Consider the following 19218-nt stretch of genomic DNA (forward strand, 5'->3'; position numbering starts at 1 on the left):
TCACTTGGCGGGCGGCTCGCCGTCGCCGGACGCCGCGTTGAACCGCTCGTGCGGGGCCAGTTCGCGACGACGCTGGGCGCGGACCAGATGCCTGAGCTGTTCGGCGTAGATCTCGACCGAGTCGACGGACAGCATCTCGTTGTGGGTGCGATCCACCGGGTAGGTCAAGACGTCCCCCGAGGCGTAGGGCTCCCAGGAGCGGGCCAGCAGCGAACTGCGATCGCTTTGATCCCGCACCGCGGCGAAGACGCTGATGTCGCCGTCGAACAGACCGGGCTCGTGCAGCCGGTAGAGCTCGATGTTGTCGTGGAGATTGCCGACGAGCAGATCGACGAGCTGCCGGTGCCGGGAGATGTCGGCGACCCCCGACTCGCGCAGCACGTCGTCGAGCACCTGTTGCTCGCTCAGCGCGTGCTCCGGCAGGGCGATGCCGTCATCGATGCCGGGTTGGGCGTCGAGCAGGATCAGTCGCCCGATCACCCGGCCGCGGCGCTGCAGCTCGATCGCGATCTCGTGGGCGACGACGCCGCCGAACGACCAGCCCAGGATGTGGTAGGGCCCGCTGGCGTAGACGTCCTGGATGCGGTCGGCGTAGATCTCGGCCAGTTCGCGGATGGACCGCGGCGCCGCGCCGGCGTTTGGGATTTGCTGGATGCCGAAGATCGGGCAATCCAGGTATCTCCCGAGAACCTGGTAGGGCCAACTCACCCCGCCCGCCGGATGGATGCAGAACAGCGGCACGCCCGACCCGTTCCGCAGCGTCTGCACCGGAACCAGCTCGTCGGCGCCGGTCGCGTCGGCCTGCAGCCGCTGGCTCAGTCCCTTGACGGTGGGCGTGTCGAACAGGTCGCGTACCGCGAGTTCAACGCCGAGGCTCGCGTTGATCGCGGCCACCACGCGCATGGCCGAGATGCTGTCACCGCCCAGGTCGAAGAAGGAGTCGTCGGCGCCCACCCGCTCGGCGCCGAGCACCTGCGCGTAGATGTCGGCCACCGCCCGCTCGGTGGTGGTGGACGGGGCCCGGTACCCGGTGCCGGTGTACTGCGCCGCGGGGAGGGCGCGGGTGTCGAGTTTGCCGTTGGGCGTCAACGGGATCGCGTCGAGCGAGACCACCGCCGCCGGGACCATGTAGACCGGCAGCCGCTCGGCCAGCGCGGTGCGCACCTCGCCCGGGTCGGCGGTACCGGTGATGTAGCCCACCAGACGCTTGACGCCGGGCTGGTCCTCGCGGGCGATCACCACGGCCTGGTCGACGTCGTCGACGGCGGCCAGCGCGGCCTGGACCTCGCCGAGTTCGATGCGGTAGCCGCGGATCTTGACCTGTTCATCGGCGCGGCCCAGGTAGCGCAGCTGCCCGTCGGCGCCCCAGCAGACCAGGTCGCCGGTGCGGTACATGCGCGTTCCGGGCGCTCCGAACGGGCACGCCACGAACCGCGACGCCGTCAGCCCGGCCCGCCCGACGTACCCGGCCGCGACACCGTCGCCGGCCACATACAGCTCGCCGACGACGCCCGCGGGCACCGGCCGCAGCCACGGGTCCAGCACGAACAGGGCCGCGCCGTCCACCGGCGACCCGATCGGCGGTGTCCCGGATCCGCGCGTGAGCGGGGCGCTGATCGCCACGCACATGGTGGTCTCGGTGGGGCCGTAGGCGTTGATCATCACGCGCCCCGGCGCCCACCGGTCCACCACCTCGGCCGGGCAGGCCTCACCGACCACCGCCAGGGACATCGCGTCCAGCCCCTCCGGCGAGAGCATCGCGACCGCCGACGGGGTCTGGGTCAACACGGTGACCCCAGCGTCGACCAGCAGGGCGTGGAAGTCCTTCGGCGAACGGGCCACCGACTCGGGCACCACGACCAGCCGCCCGCCGCGCAGCAGCGCACCGAAGATCTCCCAGACCGACACGTCGAAGGCGTACGAGTGGCTCTGCGTCCACACGCCCACCCGCGGCAGGCCCGCGTCCAGGGAGTCCAGCAGCTGCGTCACGTTGCGATGGGTGATCGCGACGCCCTTGGGCACACCGGTGGTGCCCGAGGTGTAGATGACGTAGGCGATGCCGTCGGCCGGCGGCGCCGGCAGCGGCGTGCTCGCCTGGGTGTCGATCCGCGGGTCCTCGATGTCGATGACGGTCAGGTCGGACCCGTTCAGCCGCGACCGCAGACCCGCCGTGGTGACGGCGGCGACCGGCGCGGCGTCGTCGAGCATGAAACGGATCCGGGTGCCCGGCGCGGCCGGGTCGATCGGCAGATACGCCGCCCCCGTCTTGAGCACCGCCAGGATCGCCACGATCGCCTGCGCCGACCGCGAAAACAGCAGCGCCACGGACTCGCCGGGGCCCGCGCCCTGCTCGGTGAGCAGCCGCGCCAGCCGGTTGGCGGCCGCGTCGAGTTCGCGGTAGGTCATCGACGTGCTGCCCCAGCTGACCGCCGCCGCGTCGGGCCGGTCCGCGACCTGCGCGTCGAACAGGGCGGGAATCGACGGCAGCGCGGGCAGCGGCCGGGCGAGCACCGCGCGGTTACCGATCTCGTCCAGCCGGGTGCGCTCCGGCGCGTCCAGCAGGTCCACCGCCGAGAGCGGCCGGTCCGGGTCGGCGGTCATCGCGAGCAGCACCCGCTCGAACCGGTCGCCGAGCGCGTCGATGGTGGATGTGTCGAACACGGCGGTGTCGTATTCCACCCGCAGGCCCAGTTCCTGACCGGACAGGGCGGCCTGCATCGTCAGCGGGTAGTGGTTGCGCTCGTACATGTTGACGTCGGCGATCGCCAGTTCGTGGTCGACCGCCATCGCCGAGGTGTCCAGCGGATAGTTCTCGTAGGCGAACAGGGTGTCGAAGAGCTTGTCGTGGCCGGTGATCCGGTGAATCTCGCTGAGCGCCAGGTGCTGATGATCGAGCGTCTCGGCGTGGCCGCGCTGCATCTGGTCGAGCAGCTCGGTCGTGGTGGTGGCCGCCGTCATGTGGGCGCGCACCGGAACGGTGTTGATCATCAGGCCGACCATCGATTCGGCGCCGACGACGTCGGCCGGCCGGCCCGACACCGTGGTGCCGAAGGCGACGTCGTGCTGGCCGGTCAACCAGGCCAGCAGCTGCGCCCACGCGGCCTGCAGCACGGTGCTGACCGTGGTGCGGCCGGCACGGGCCAGCTCGCTGAGCGCCCGGGTGGTGTCCTCGGACAGCGCAAACGATCGGACACCGCGGGCGCCGAGTTCCAGCTGCTGCGGCGGCCCGACCAGCGTCGGGGTGTCGAAGCCGGCCAGCACCTCACGCCAGGCCGCACGCGCTGCGTCGAGGTCGCGGTCGGCGAGCCAGGCGACGAACCTGCGATACGGCGCGGGCGCGGGCAGCCGCTGCCCGGTGTAGCAGGCGAACGTCTCGTTCAGCAGGATCGGCACCGACCAGCCGTCGAGCACGATGTGGTGAATGGTCAGGACCAGCCGGTGCCGGTCGGGACCGGTACGCACCAGCGCCGCGCGGACGGCCGGCTGGTCGGCCAGGTCGTTGACCGCGGCGCGCTCGGCGGCGCACAGCCGGCGGATCTGCTGTTCGGGCTCGCTGCCGTTGGGCTCGAACTCGAGGTACTGCCACGCCATCGCCGGATCCGCGGGGATGATCTGAACCGGCTCGTCGAATTGGTCGCAGAATCGGGCGACCAGGTGCGGGTGCCGGCTGACCACGGTGTGCATCGCGTCGCGCAGCCGGTCCCCGTCCAGCGGGCCGGTCAGGGTGAGGTCGAGCTGCACCACGTACAGGTGATCCCCGCCGCCCAACGTGGTGTTGGCGTGGAAGAGCAGGCCCTCCTGCAGCGGGGTCAGCGGCAGCACGTCGGCGATCCGCTGCCGCCGCTCGAGCTCGTCGATCTGCTGCTGGTCCAGGCGGGCCGGGACGACGTCCGACGGGGTCAGGCCGCCGCCGCCGCGACGTACGTGCGCGCAGATGCCGGCCAGGGCCTCGAACCACAACCGGCTCAGCCGGGCGACCTGCTCGCGGTCCAGCACCGAGGCCGCCCACGTCCAGTTGGCGTGTAGCTGCGGGCCGTCCGCGGTGTCCATGGTGCCGGCGTTGAGGTCCACGGTGTGCATCAGCGGCATGGGCACCGCGGTGCTGATGGCGGTGACGGACGAGCCGTCCGCGCTGACCCGCCACAACTCGTCGGAGAGCTCGGCGGCCGCGCCGCCCAACCGGCCCAGGTAGTTGAAGCCGATCGTCGGGTCGGCGCCGTCCAGGTCGACCTCGGCGTTCAGGTAGCGCAGCAATCCGTAGGTGAGCGGATCCGGCAGCGCGCGCAGTTGTTCCTTGATGTCCTTGATCACCGCGCCCAGGATCGGCGAACCGGCCGTGACCTGCGCCCAGGACAGCCCGTCGACCTGCCCCGCGACGTTCAGCGCCACCGGGTACTTGGTGGTGAACCAGCCCACGGTGCGGGACAGGTCCACCCCGGCGGCCAGCTCTTCGTGGCGGCCGTGGCCTTCGACGTCGATGCCGATGGGGGTGCCGTCGGCAAGGTCGGGGTCCAGGAACTCGGCCCAGGCCAGCGCGAAGCCGACCAGCAGGATGTCGTTGACGCCGGCGTGGAACGCGGCCGGCGCCTCGCCGAGCAGCGTGCGGGTGGTCTCCACATCCAGGGTCACCGACATGTTCTCGGCGGTCTCGTAGGTGTCGACCTCGGGCCGCACCGCCGGCAGCGCGGCCGGCGTCGCGGCGACCTGCCGCCAGGCATCGGCCTGCGCGACCACGGCCGGTGCCGTCGCGTGCTCGACCAGCAGCGTGGCCCACCGGGCGAACGACGTTCCACCGGCGGGCAGCGCGATCGGCTGCCCGTGGTGGTGCTGGCCCCAGGCGACGTTGAGGTCTTCCAGCAGCACCCGCCAGGACACACCGTCGACCGCCAGGTGGTGGATGATCAGCACCAGCTGGCCGGTGGAAGCCACCCACAGCGCGCTCAGCATCACCCCGGCGGCCGGGTTCAACCGCGACCGCGCCTCGATGACCGCCGCGTCGGACAACTGGTCCACCGCGTGCACGCGCTGGGCCGCGTCGACCGAGCCCGGCTCGGGCACCGTCAGCGACCATTCGCCGACATCCTCACCGGCACTGTCGTCGACGCGCAGCCGCAGCATGGCGTGCCGGTCCAGCAGGGCCTGCAGCACCGTCACCACGTCGGCCTCGGTGACGCCGGCCGGTGCCTGCACCACCATGGTCTGGTTGAACTGGTCGACCGGGCCGTCCACGCTGCGCAGCCAGCGAATGATCGGCGTGGCCGGAATTTCGCCGACGCCCTCGTCGGCCACCCCGTACTCGCCGTCGGTCAGACCGGCGACCCGCGCCAGTCGGGCCACGGTCTGCTCGGTGAAGATGTCGCGCGTCCGCAGCGCCACGCCGGCGGCCCGGGCGCGGGTCACCACCTGCATCGAGGAGATGCTGTCCCCACCCAGGTCGAAGAAGGAGTCGTCGATGCCGACCCGGTCGACGCCCAGGACCTGGGCGTAGATGCCGGCCAGGGTCTCCTCGATCGGCGTGCCGGGGGCGCGGTACCGGTCGACGTCGCGGTATTCGGGTGCCGGCAGGGCCCGCACGTCGAGCTTGCCGTTGGGCGTCAACGGCAGCGTGTCGAGCGCGACGATGGCCGCCGGCACCATGTAGGCCGGCAGGTGGTCGGCCAGTCGGGCGCGGATCTCGACCGGGTCCGCTCCCCCGGTGATGTAGCCGACTAGGCGCTTGTCCCCGGGCCGGTCCTCGCGGGCGACGACCACGCCCTGCTCGACGCCGTCCAACGCGGACAGTGCCGAGCGCACCTCGCCGAGTTCGATGCGATAGCCGCGGATCTTGACCTGTTCGTCGGCGCGGCCCAGGTACTGCAGCTGCCCGTCGGCGCCCCAGCGCACCAGGTCACCGGTGCGATACATGCGCGCGCCGGGCGCCCCGAACGGGCAGGCCACGAAGCGTGACGCGGTCAGCTCGGCGCGGCGCCAATAGCCGACCGCGACGCCGCCGCCGGCCACGTACAGCTCGCCGACCACGCCGTGCGGCACCGGTCGCAGGGCTTCGTCCAGGACGAACGCCGCGGCCCCGGGCACCGGGGAGCCGATCGGCACGACGAGCGATCCCGCCTGCAGCGGCGCGCTGACCGCGGCGTACACCGTCGCCTCGGTGGGGCCGTAGGCGTTGACCATCACGCGCCCGGGGGCCCAGCGGTCGACCAGCTCGGTCGGGCAGGCCTCACCGGCGACCACCAGGGCCGCGGACTCCAGCCCCTCTGGCGACAGCACGTCCGCCGCCGACGGGGTCTGGCTGATCACCGTGACCTTTTCGGCGACCAGCAGCGCGTGGAAGTCGTCCGGCGAGCGGACCACCGAGTCCGGGATCACCACCAGGCGACCGCCCTGCAGCAGCGCCCCGAAGATCTCCCACACCGAGACGTCGAACGCCAGCGAATGCCACTGCGACCAGACGCCCTCGCGGGGCAGGCCGGACTCCCCGGACGCCAGCAGCTGGGCGACATTGCGATGAGCGACGGCAACGCCTTTGGGGACACCGGTGGTGCCGGAGGTGTAGATCAGGTAGGCGATGTCGTCGGGGCTCGGCATCGGCAGGGGGGTCGACGGCTGGGCGTGCCCGGCGGCGGCCCCGATATCACCGACGTCGATGACCACGATGTGGTGGCCGTACAGTCGCTCGGCGAGTTCGGCGGTGCTGATCGCGACCATCGGCGCGGCGTCGGCGAGCATGAACCCGATCCGCTCGGCCGGCAGCCCCGGGTCGATCGGCAGGTACGCGGCGCCGGCCTTGAGCACCGCCAGGATGGCCACGATCGCCTCGGCCGAACGACCGAACAGCAGCGCCACCCGCTCGCCACGGTCGACGCCGAGGCCGACCAGGCGGTGGGCCAGCCGGTTGGCGGCCTCGTCCAGCTCCCGATAAGTCCAGGAGCGGTCGGCGCAGCGCAGCGCCACCGCGTCCGGGGTGCGCGCCACCTGCTCGGCGAACAACGCCGGCACCGACGCGTCGGTGGTCGGCGGCGCGGTCAGCACCGCGCGGTTGCCGAGGGCGTCCAGGCGGGCGTGCTCACGCCGGTCGAGCAGATCCACTGTCGACAGGGCGCGGGTGGGATCGGCCGTCATGGCCTCCAGGACGCGTTGCAGCCGCGCGATCAGCGCCCGGATGGTGTCCGGGTCGAACACGTCGGTGCGGAATTCCACCCGCCCGCCGATCCCGGCGGGCTCGTTGTCCTCGGTCCAGCGTTCGGCGAGCGAGAACACCAGGTCCATGCGGGCGACCTGGGTGTCCAGCGGTATCGAGGTGACCTGCACGTCGTCGCCCAGGGCCAGCCCGGCGCCGGGTTCGCTGTCCTGCCCGGCGAAGTTCTGCCAGGCCAGCATCACCTGCACCAGCGGGTGATGGGTCAGGCTGCGGGTCGGATTGACCCGTTCCACCAGCACCTCGAACGGCACATCCTGGTGCTCGAAGGCTTCCAGGCTGCGGGTGCGCACCCGCGCCAGCAGTTCGGTGAAGGTCGGATCGCCGGCCAGGTCGACGCGCAACACCAGCGTGTTGACGAAGAACCCGACCAGGTCCTCGAGCGCGGGGTCGCGCCGGCCGGCGATCGGGAAGCCGACCGCCACGTCGGTGCTGGCGCTGATCTTGGACAGCAGTACCGCCAGGGCGGCCTGCACCACCATGAAGCTGGTGGAGTTGTACTCGCGGGCCAGCCCGGCGACCTGCTGCTGCAGGTCGGCCGGCCAGTCCACGTCGACGGCCGCACCGCGCTGGTCGGCGATCTGCGGGTAGGGCCGGTCGGTGGGCAGCTGCAGCCGCTCCGGCATGCCGGCCAGCGCGTCCTGCCAGTAGGCCAGCTGCGCGGCGATGCGGCTGCCGCTGTCGGCGAGTTCGCCGAACTGGGCGCGCTGCCACAGCGTGTAGTCGACGTACTGCACCGGCAGCGGTTCCCAGTCGGGGGCCCGCCCGGCGCGCCGGCTGGCGTACGCCACGCCCAGGTCGCGCACCAGCGGCCGCAGCGACCAGCCGTCCGCGGCGATGTGGTGCACCACGGCGACCAGCACGTGCTCGTCGTCGGCGATGCGGAAAAGCGAAGCGCGCAACGGGATCTGGGTGGCCAGGTCGAAGGTTTCGCGGGCCGCGGCGTCGATGGCCTCGCGCAGCCGGCTGGCCGACCAGCCGCCGGCGTTCACCGTGCGCCAGCTCAGCTCCGCTTGCTCGACCGGGATCACCACCTGCTGCGGCGTGTCCCCGGTCGCGGCGAACACCGTGCGCAGGCTCTCGTGGCGGGCCACCACGTCGGCCAGTGCCGCGCCGAGCGCCCGCGCGTCGAGCGGTCCGTGCATCCGCAACGCCGCCGCCATGTTGTAGACCGGGGACGGCCCTTGTAGCTGGTCCAGGAACCAGAGCCGGCTCTGCGCGAAGGACAGCGGGACCACGGCCGGACGCTCGCCCGCCACCAGCGGGTCCAGCCGCCCGGTGTCCTCGCCGACGCGCGGCGCCAGCTGGGCGACGGTGGGCGATTCGAAGATGACCCGGACCGCGAGGCCGACGTCCATGGCGCTGTTGACGGCCGCGATGACGCGCATGGCCGAAATGCTGTCGCCGCCCAGGTCGAAGAAGGAGTCGTCGACGCCGACCCGCTCGACGCCGAGCACGTGGGCGTAGATGCCGGTCAGGATCTCCTCGGTGGGGGTGGTCGGCGAGCGAAATCCGGCCGCGGAGTATTCGGGTGCCGGCAGGGCGCGGACGTCGAGCTTGCCGTTGAGGGTCACGGGCAGCGCGTCGAGCAGCACCACCGCGACCGGGACCATGTAGCTCGGCAGCCGTTCGGCCAGCTGCGCGCGGGCTTCGGCGGGATCGGCGGTGCCGGTGATGTAGCCGACGAGGCGCTTGTCGCCGGGCCGGTCCTCGCGGGCGATGACGACGGCCTGCTCGACGCCGTCCAGCGCGGCCAGGGCCGAGCGGATTTCGCCGACCTCGATGCGGTAGCCGCGGATCTTGACCTGTTCGTCGGCCCGGCCGAAGTACTGCAGCTGGCCGTCGCGACCCCAGCACACCAGGTCCCCGGTCCGATACATGCGCGTTCCGGGCTCGCCGAAGGGGCAGGGCACGAACCGGGTGGCGGTCAACCCCGGCCGGCGCATGTACCCGTATCCGACGCCACGACCGGCGACGTAGAGCTCGCCGACCACTCCCGCCGCTACCGGGCGCAGCCACCCGTCCAGGACGAACAACGCCGCCCCGGGCACCGCGGAGCCGATCGGCGGCGCTCCCGCACCGGCGGCCAACGGTGTGCTCATCGACGAGAAGATCGTGGCTTCGGTCGGGCCGTAGACGTTGAGCATCGTCCGGCCGGGCGCCCAGCGGTCCACCAGCTCGGGCGGGCAGGGCTCGGCGCCGATCACCAGCGCCGCGGACTCCAGGCCCTGCGGCGACAGCATGCGCACCGCCGACGGCGTCTGACTCAAGACGGTGACCTGCTCCGCGACCAGCAGGGCGTGGAATTCCATCGGCGAGCGGGCCACCGCGTCGGACACCACGACGAGCCGACCGCCGTGCAGCAGCGCGCCCCAGATCTCCCAGACCGAGAAGTCGAAGGCATACGAGTGGAACTGGGTCCACACCTGGTCGGCCGACAGCTCGACGCCGACGGCCGCCGCGTCGAACAGCCGGGTCACGTTGTGGTGGCTGACCGCCACGCCCTTGGGCACACCGGTGGTGCCGGACGTGTAGATGATGTGCGCGACGTGCTCGGGAGCCGGCGCCGGCAGGGCCGTGCGGGGCTGACGCGCCACGGCGCGGTCGTTGATGTCGACCACGGTCAGGTGGTGGGCGTCCAGCTTGCCCGCCAGCTCGGCAACGGTGACCGCGGCCATCGGCGCGGTGTCGGCGAGCATGAAGTCGATGCGGGCCGCCGGCAGGGCCGGATCGATCGGCAGGTAGGCCGCACCGGTTTTCAGCACCGCCAGGATGGCCACGATCGCGTCGGCCGACTTTCCGAACAGCAGGGCCACGGACTCGCCCGGGCCTACCCCGTGTTCGGTCAGCAAGTGCGCCAACTGGTTCGACTTCTCGTCGAGCTCCCGGTACGACATGGACCGGCCCTCGAAGGTCACCGCCGCGGCGCGGGGCCTGCGCGCCGCCTGCGCGGCGAACAACGCCGGGATCGACGTCGGTGTGCTGGGCTCGGTCAGCACGGCCCGGTCTCCCCAGCCGTCCAGCCGGTCGCGTTCGGCGTCGTCCAGCACGTCGATCGACGACAGTCGCCGCGCCGGGTCGGTCGTCATGACGACCAGCAGTCGGCGCAACCGCTCGATCAGCGTTGCGATTCGTGCCGCGTCGAAGACATCGGTGTCGTATTCGACCTGCAGGCGCAGTTCCTTTCCGGGCTGGGCCTGCACCGTCAGCGGGTAGTGGGTGGATTCGCGGCTGGTGACGTCGGTGACGGCCAGCTCCTGATCGGCCGACAGCGCGCTGGCGTCGATCGGGTAGTTCTCGTAGGCGAACAGGGTGTCGAACAGCTGGTCCTGACCGGTGATGCGATGCATCTCGTTGAGCGCCAGGTGCTGGTGGTCGAGCGTGTGGTTGTAGGCGCCCTGCAGCTGGTCGAGCAGCTCGGCGGTGGTGGTGGTCGCGGTGATGTTCGCCCGCACCGGCACGGTGTTGATGAGCAGGCCCACCATGGTGTCCGCGCCCGCGACCTCGGCGGGGCGGCCCGACACGGTGGTGCCGAACACGACGTCGCTCTGGCCGGTCAGGCCGCACAGCAGTTGCGCGAAGGCCGCCTGCAGCACGGTGTTGACGGTGGTGTGGCAGGACCGGGCCAGGTCGCTGATGGCCTGGCTGAGCTCGGCCGGCAGCGCGAACGACTCGACGCTTTGCTGTCCGGGCTCGGTTCGGTCCTGCGGGCCGACCAGCGTCGGGGCGTCGAAGCCGGCGAACACCTCGGCCCACGCCGCGCGGGCCGCGTCGACGTCACGCTCGGCCAGCCAGTCGACGAAGCCCCGGTAGGGCGCCGCCGCCGGCAGGCGCTGGCCGTAGTAGGCGGCGAAGATCTCTCCCAGCAGGATCGGCATCGACCAGCCGTCCAGCACGATGTGGTGATTGGTCAGCACCAGCCGGTGCCGGTCCGGCCCGGTGCGGACCAGGGCCACCCGGAAGGTGGGTTGTTCGGCGAGATCACCGCAGACGGCGGCGCGCTCGGCGGCGCACAGCCGCTGAACCTGCGCGTCGGCGTCGGCGTCGCCGTCCAGCTCCAGGTATTGCCAGGACGCCGCCGGGTCGGCAGGGATGATCTGCACCGGCTCGTCGTATTGGTCGCAGAACCGGGCCACCAGGTTGGGATGCCGGCCGATCATCGTCTGCACCGCATCGCGCAGCCGGTCGGGGTCGAGCGGGCCGGCGATGCTGATGTCCAGCTGCCCGGCGTAGAGGTCCTCGGTCGCCTCTGCGGTGTTGGCGTGGAAGAGCAGGCCCTGCTGGACCGGGGTCAGCGCCAGCACGTCGGCGATGTCATATCGCCGCGCGAGCTGGTCGATCTGCTGTTGGCTCAGGCGGGCGGGCGCGATGTCCGACGGCGTCAGCCCGCCGCCTCCGGATCGCACGTGGGCGCAGATGCCGGCCAGGGCCTCGAACCACAATTGGCCCAGCCGGGTGACCTGCTCGTCGCTGCACGCCGACGGCGCCCAGGTCCAGTTGGCGTGCAGTCGCGGGCCACCCGCGGAGTCGACGGTGACCGCGTTCAACTCGACGGTGTGCATCAGTGGCATCGGTATCGCGGTCGCCGCGCGGGTGACCGACCAGCCGTCCGGCTCGGGCCGCCACATGTCGTCGGTGAGTTCGGCCGCACCGCCCTGACGGCCCAGGTAATTGAAGCCGATCGGCGGGTCCGCGGCGGCCAGGTCGACGTCGCTGTTCAGGTAGCGCAGCAAGCCGTAGCTCAGCGGGTCCGGCAGGGCCCGCAGCTGCTCCTTGGCGTCTTTGACCACCGCGCCCAGCGCGGCGCCGCCGGCGGCCACCTGCGCCCACGAAACCCCTTGCACCGCAAGCGCAACCGGGTACTTGGTGGTAAACCAGCCCACGGTGTGGGAGAGGTCGATGTCGCGGCTCAGTTCCTCGTGCCGTCCGTGGCCCTCGACGTCGATGCCGACCGGAGCGTCGTGGACGCCGGCGAATTCCGCGCACGCCAGCCCGAACGCGATCAGCAGGATGTCTTGCACCCCGGCGCGGAACGCCGCCGGCACGTCACCGAGCAGCATCCCGGTGGTCTCGGCGTCGAGCTCCATGGAGAGGTGTCCGGCCGTGGCGAAGGTGTCCACCTCGGGCCGCACCGCGGGCAACGCCGCGGGCGTGGCCGCCACCCGTTTCCAGGTGTCGGCCTGACCCACCACGTCCGGGTGGTGCGCATGTTCGGCCAGCCGCGACGACCACCGGGCGAACGAGGTGCCGGCGGCGGGCAACGCGACGGGCTGCCCGCCGTGATGCTGGGCCCAGGCGATGTTCAAGTCCTGCAACAGGATTCGCCAGGACACGCCGTCGACGGCCAGGTGGTGAACGATCACCACGAGTTGGCGGGTGGCGTTCGCCCACACCGCGCTGAGCATCACCCCGGCGGCCGGATTCAACCGCGACCGTGCCTCGATGACCGCCGCCTCGGACAGTTCGTCCACCGCGTGCAGGCAGCCGCGGGCATCCACCGAGCCGGGCTCGGGCACCGTCAGCGACCAGCCGGTGGCGGCGTCCTTGTCCACATGCAGCCGCAGCATGGCGTGGCGATCCAGCAGGGCCTGCAGCACCGCGACGACGTCGTCCTCGGTGACCGCGGCGGGCGCCTGCACCAGCATCGCCTGGTTGAACTGAGCGACCTGGCCGCCACCGTTTTCCACCTCCTGCAGCCACCGGATGATCGGGGTTGCCTGCACCGGCCCGAGGCCCTCGTCGGCCACGGCGGATTCGGCGTCGACCACCTCGGCCACCCGGGCCAGCCGGGCCACGGTCTGTTCGACGAAGATGTCGCGCGTCTTGCACACCAGCCCGGCGGCCCGCGCCCGCGTCACCACCTGCATCGACGAGATGCTGTCGCCGCCCAGGTCGAAGAAGGAGTCGTCGACGCCGACCCGCTCGAGCCCGAGTACCTGGGCGTAGATTCCGGCCAGGACTTCTTCGACGGCGTTGTCCGGGGCGCGGTATCGGTCGGCGTCCTGATAGTCCGGGGCGGGCAGGGCGCGGGTGTCGAGCTTGCCGTTGGCGGTGAGCGGCAGCGCCTGCATCACCACCACGGCCGTCGGGATCATGTAAGCCGGCAGCCGCTCGGCCAGCGCGGCACGCACCGCGGCCGGGTCGGCGGTGCCGGTGACATAACCGACGAGGCGCTTGTCACCGGGGCGGTCCTCGCGGGCCACCACGACCGCCTGCTCGACGCCGTCCACCCAGGCCAGCGCCGCGCGCACCTCGCCGAGTTCAATGCGGTAGCCGCGGATCTTGACCTGCTCGTCGGCGCGGCCCAGGTAGTCCAGCTGACCGTCCGCGCGCCACCGCACCAGGTCGCCGGTGCGGTACATGCGTGCTCCCGGCTCGCCGAACGGGCAGGCCACGAACCGCGATGCGGTCAGGCCGGAGCGCTGCCAATAGCCGCAGGCCACGCCGGCGCCGGCCACGTACAGCTCGCCGACCACGCCGGGGGGCACCGGCCGCAGCCACTCATCGAGCACGAACGACGCAGCGCCGGGCACCGGGGAGCCGATCGGCACCACACCGGGTGATCCCGCTTCCAGCGGCGCGCTGATGGCCGCATACACCGTGGCTTCGGTCGGGCCGTAGGCGTTGATCATCGCCCGGCCCGGCGCCCACCGGTCTACCAGTTCGGACGGGCAGGCCTCACCGGCCACCACCAACGTGACCGACTCCAGCCCGATGGGCGAGAGCGCACCGGCCGCGGACGGGGTCTGGCTGAGCACGCTGACCTGCTCGGCCACCAGCAATGCGTGCAGGTCTTCGGGCGAGCGGGCCACCGATTCGGGCACTACCACCAGCCGGCCGCCGTGCAGCAGCGCGCCGAAGATCTCCCACACCGAGACGTCGAAGGCCAGCGAATGCCATTGCGACCAGACGCCGGTGCGCGGCAGTCCCGAGTCTCCGAACGTCAGCAGCTGGGTGACGTTGCGATGCGTGACGGCAACGCCTTTGGGCACACCGGTGGTGCCCGAGGTGTAGATCAGGTAGGCGAGATTCTCGGGTCCCGGGGCCGGCAATGCGGAGACGGGCTGGGCGTCGATGGCGGGGTCGTTGACATCGATGACTTTGATGTCGTACCTGTCGAGCCGGTCGGCCAGTTCGGCGGTGGTGATCGCGGCGATCGGGGCGGCGTCGTCGAGCACGAATCCGATCCGGGACTCGGGCAGCGCCGGGTCGATCGGCAGGTAGGCCGCACCGGACTTGAGCACCGCCAGGATGGACACGATCGCCTGGGCCGACCGCGAAAACAGCAGCGCCACAGTCTGTCCCGGGCCGGCGCCGCGCTCCGTCAGGAAGTGTCCCAACCGGTTCGACGCTTCGTCCAGCTCGCGGTAGGTCAGCGAGTGGCCGTCGCAGACCAGCGCGACCGCCTCCGGGGTACGGGCCACCTGCGCGGCGAACAGCGCCGGGATGGCATCGGTGTGGGCCGCCGTGACGCTCAGCGCGGCGCGGTTGCCGATCTCGTCGAGCCGGGCGTGCTCTGCCTCGTCGAGCAGGTCAACCGACGAAACCGGTTGGGCGGGATCGGCTGTCATCGCGAGCAGCACGCGCTGCAACCTGTCGATCAGCGCCTGGATGCTGGCCGCGTCGAACACGTCGGTGCGGAATTCGACGGTGCCGCCGATCCCGGCGGGTTCGCCGCCGTCGGTCCAGCGCTCGCCCAGCGAGAAGGTCAGGTCCATGCGGGCGGTCTGGGTGTCGACCGGCATCGGCGTGACGTCGACATCGCCCAGGGACAGCCCGGCGGCCGGGCCGCTGTCGTGGCCGGCGAAGTTCTGCCAGGCCAACATCACCTGCACCAGCGGGTGATGCGTCAGGCTGCGGGTCGGGTTGAGGCGCTCCACCAGCACCTCGAACGGCACGTCCTGGTGCTCGTAGGCGGACAGGCTGCGCTGGCGCACCTGGGACAACACCTCGGCGAAGGTGGGGTCACCGGCGACGTCGACGCGCAGCACCAGGGTGTTGACGAAGAAGCCCACCAGCTCGTCCAGCGCCGGGTCGCGCCGGCCCGCGATCGGGAAGCCCACCGCCACATCGGGATTGGCGCCGATCTTGGACAGCAGCACCGTCAGCGCGGTTTGGAGCACCATGAAACTGGTGGCGTTGTGCCGGCGCGCGACTTCGCCGACGCGTTGCTGCAGCTCGGTTGGCCAGTCGATTTCGACGGTGGCGCCGCGCTGGTCGGCGACCAGCGGGTACGGCCGGTCGGTGGGCAGCTGCACCCGCTCGGGCATTCCGGCCAGGGCCTCTTCCCAGTAGCACAGCTGGGCCGCGATGCGGCTGTTCGCGTCGTCCAGATCGCCGAATTGCGCGCGTTGCCAAAGCGTGTAGTCGACGTATTGCACCGGCAGCGGCGCCCAGTCCGGCCCGCGCCCGGCGGCCCGGCTGGCATAGGCCACCCCCAGGTCACGCACCAGCGGGGTGATGGACATGCCGTCGGCGGCGATGTGGTGCACCACGGCCACCAGCACATGCTGGTCGTCGCTGAGCCGGAAAAGCTCTGCCCGCAACGGGATCTGGCCCGCCAGGTCGAAGGTGTAGCGGGCCGTGGCACCGATCGCCTCTTCCAGCTGGCTTGCCGACCAGCCGCTGGCGTCGACCACCTCCCAGCCGAAGTCGGCGTTGTGCACCGGCATCACCACCTGCTGCGGTGTCCCCTCGGGGGCGGCGAACAGGGTGCGCAGGCTCTCGTGGCGGGCCACCACGTCACCCAGCGCGGCGCCGAGCGCCTCGGCGTCGAGCGGGCCGTCCAGTCGCAGCGCGGCCGACATGTTGTAAACCGGTGAGGGGCCCTGCAATTGGTCGAGGAACCACAACCGGTTCTGCGCGAACGACAGCGGGACGACCGCGGGTCGCTCACCGGCCGTCAACGGCTCCAGTCCGGTTCCGCCCTCGCCGATCCGGGGTGCCAGCTGGGCGACCGTGGGCGCCTCGAACACGACGCGCACCGCGAGGTCGGCGTCCAGGCTGGCGTTGATCGCGGCGATCAACCGCATGGCGGAGATGCTGTCGCCGCCGAGGTCGAAGAAGGAGTCGTCGATGCCGACACGTTCGGCGCCCAGAATCTCGGCGTAGATGCCGGCCAAGATCTCTTCGGTGGGGGTTTGCGGGGCGCGGTATTCGCCGGCGGTGTATTCGGGCGCGGGCAGCGCGCGGGTGTCGAGTTTGCCGTTGGCGGTCAACGGAATTGCGTCCAGCGTCATCACCGCGGCCGGCACCATGTAGGCGGGCAGCCGTTCGCCCAGCGCGGTGCGCACCAGCGCCGCGTCGGCGTTGCCGGTGATGTAGCCGACGAGGCGCTTGTCGCCGGGGCGGTCTTCGCGGGCGATGACCACGGCCTGGTCGACGCCGTCGAGTGCGGCCAGTGCGGACTGGATTTCGCCGAGTTCGATGCGGTAGCCGCGGACCTTGACCTGTTCGTCGGCGCGGCCGAAGTACTGCAGTTGCCCGTCGGCGTTCCAGCGCACCAGGTCACCGGTGCGATACATCCGGGTTCCGGCTCCCCCGAAGGGGCAGGCGACGAACCGCGACGAGGTCAGCGCGGGCCGGCCCACATACCCCGCGGCCACACCGAGTCCGGCGACATACAGCTCACCGACCACGCCGGGCGGCACCGGGTGCAACGACTCGTCGAGCACGAACAGCGCCGCCCCTGGCACCGGGGACCCGATCGGCACCGGCCCGTTGGCGGCCGAGCCCGGCGCCAGGGGCGCGCTGATGGTCACACACATGGTGGTCTCGGTCGGGCCGTAGGCGTTGACCATCACCCGGCCGGACGCCCACTGGTCCACCACCTCGGCCGGGCAGGCCTCACCCACCATGACCAGCGACACCGACTCCAGGCCCTCGGGTGAGAGCATCGCGACCGCCGATGGCGTCTGGGTCAACACGCTGACTTGCTGGGCGACCAGGACGTCGTGCAAATCCTGCGGGGAACGCGCGACGGATTCGGGCACCACGACCAGTCGGCCGCCGCGCAGCAGCGCGCCGAAGATCTCCCACACCGACACGTCGAACGCCAGCGAGTGGCTTTGCGACCACACCCCTGCGGTCGGCAGGCCGGCGTCCAGCGATCCCAGCAGCTGAGTCACGTTGCGATGAGTGATGGCAACGCCTTTGGGCACACCGGTGGTGCCCGAGGTGTAGATCAAGTACGCGATGCTGTCCGGCGCCGGCAGCGGCAGCCCGGTTTCGGGCAGGGTGTCGATGCGCCGATCGTTGACGTCGATGACGGTCACGCCGTACCCGTCGAACCGGCCGGCCAGGTCGGCGGTGGTGACCGCGACGACCGGCCTGGCGTCGCCGAGCATGAACTCGATCCGGGCCTCCGGCGAGGACGGATCGATCGGCAGGTAGGCCGCCCCGGTCTTGAGCACCGCGAGGATCGACGCGATCGCCTCGGCCGACCGCGAAAACAGCAGCGCCACAATCTGTCCGGGGCCCGCTCCCTCAGCCGCGAGGCGATGCGCCAGGCGGTTCGACGCCTCGTCCAGCTCGCGGTAGGTGACCGACAGGCCCTCGCACACCAGGGCGACGGCGTCCGGCGCGGCGGCGACCTGGGTGGCGAACAGTTCGGGCACCGACACCGGTGCGCCGGCCGGGGCGGTCAACACGGCGTTGTTGCCAAGCTCTTTCAGGCGGGTGTGCTCGGCCTCGTCGAGCAGGTCCACCGATGACAACAGGTGCGTGGGGTCGGCGGTCATCGCCGTCAACACCCGCTGCAACCGGGCGATCAGCGTCTCGATGGTCGCCGCGTCGAACACGTCGGTGCGGAACTCCACCCGCCCGCCGATGCCGGCGGCCGCACCGGCGGCGTTCCAGCGTTCGGCGAGCGAGAACACCAGGTCCATGCGGGCCGACTGGTCCTCCACCGGCACGGACGTGACCTCGAGGTCGCCCAGCGCCAGACCGGCGGCCGGGTCGTCGTGCCCGGCGAAGTTCTGCCAGGCCAGCATCACCTGCACCAACGGGTGGTGCGTGAGGCTCCGGGTCGGGTTGATGCGTTCCACCAGCACCTCGAACGGCACGTCCTGGTGCTCGAACGCCGCCAGGCTGCGCGTCTGCACGCGCTGCAACAGTTCGGCGAAGCTGGGGTCGCCGGCCAGGTCGACGCGCAGCACCAGGGTGTTGACGAAAAACCCGACGAGCTGGTCGAGGGCGGGGTCGCGCCGGCCGGCGATCGGGAAGCCCACCGCCACATCGGAACTCGCGCCGATCTTGGACAGCAGCACCGCCAAAGCGGCCTGCACCACCATGAAGCTGGTCGCGTTGTGCTCGCGGGCCAGTCGGCGAACCTGCTCCTGCAACTCCGCCGGCCACTCCACCACCACGCTGTCGCCGCGCTGATCGGCCACCGGCGGGTAGGGCCGATCGGTGGGCAACTGCAGCCGTTCGGGCATTCCGGCCAGGGCCTGCTCCCAATACGCCAGCTGAGCGCCGATGCGGCTGGTGCTGTCGTCCAAAGCCCCGAATTGGGCACGCTGCCAGAGCGTGTAATCGATGTACTGCACTGCCAATTCGGCCCATCCGGGGGCTTGTCCGGCGCAGCGGCTGGTGTAGGCGACACTCAAGTCGGCGCCCAGCGGCGTGAGCGACAAGCCGTCCGCGGCGATGTGGTGCACCACGATCACCAACAGATGTTCATCCTGGGCGACCGCGAAAAGCTGTGCCCGAATCGGGATTTCGTTTGCCAAGTCGAACGTGTAGCGTGTCGCCGCCTTGATGGCGTCGTCCAGCCGGCTCGCCGACCATGCGGTGGCGTCGACGACGTCCCAACCGAATTCGGCGCGCTCGACGGGCACCACCACCTGCCGGGGGGTTCCCTGGTGCGCCGGGAACAGGGTGCGCAGACTTTCGTGACGGGCCACCACGTCGGCCAGCGCGACGCCGAGTGCCTCGGCGTCGACTTGCCCGCGCAACCGCAGCGCGGCCGCCATGTTGTACAGCGGTGAGGGGCCCTGGAATTGGTCGACGAACCACAACCGGTT

Annotated in this window: 1 protein-coding gene (only partly in view); it reads right to left on the bottom strand. The window is 71.4% G+C overall.

The window, feature by feature from the left end:
- A protein-coding gene (locus ACIUM1_RS02620) for a non-ribosomal peptide synthase/polyketide synthase (RefSeq protein WP_406815744.1) crosses the window boundary here: on the bottom strand, nucleotides 1–19218 show its 3' portion. Its footprint extends 12030 nt past the window's final position; the window shows 19218 of its 31248 coding nt (coding positions 12031–31248); its start codon lies off the right edge, out of view; the stop codon is at nucleotides 1–3.

It is taken from the genome of Mycobacterium sp. M23085, assembly GCF_045343915.1.
Lineage (GTDB): Bacteria > Actinomycetota > Actinomycetes > Mycobacteriales > Mycobacteriaceae > Mycobacterium.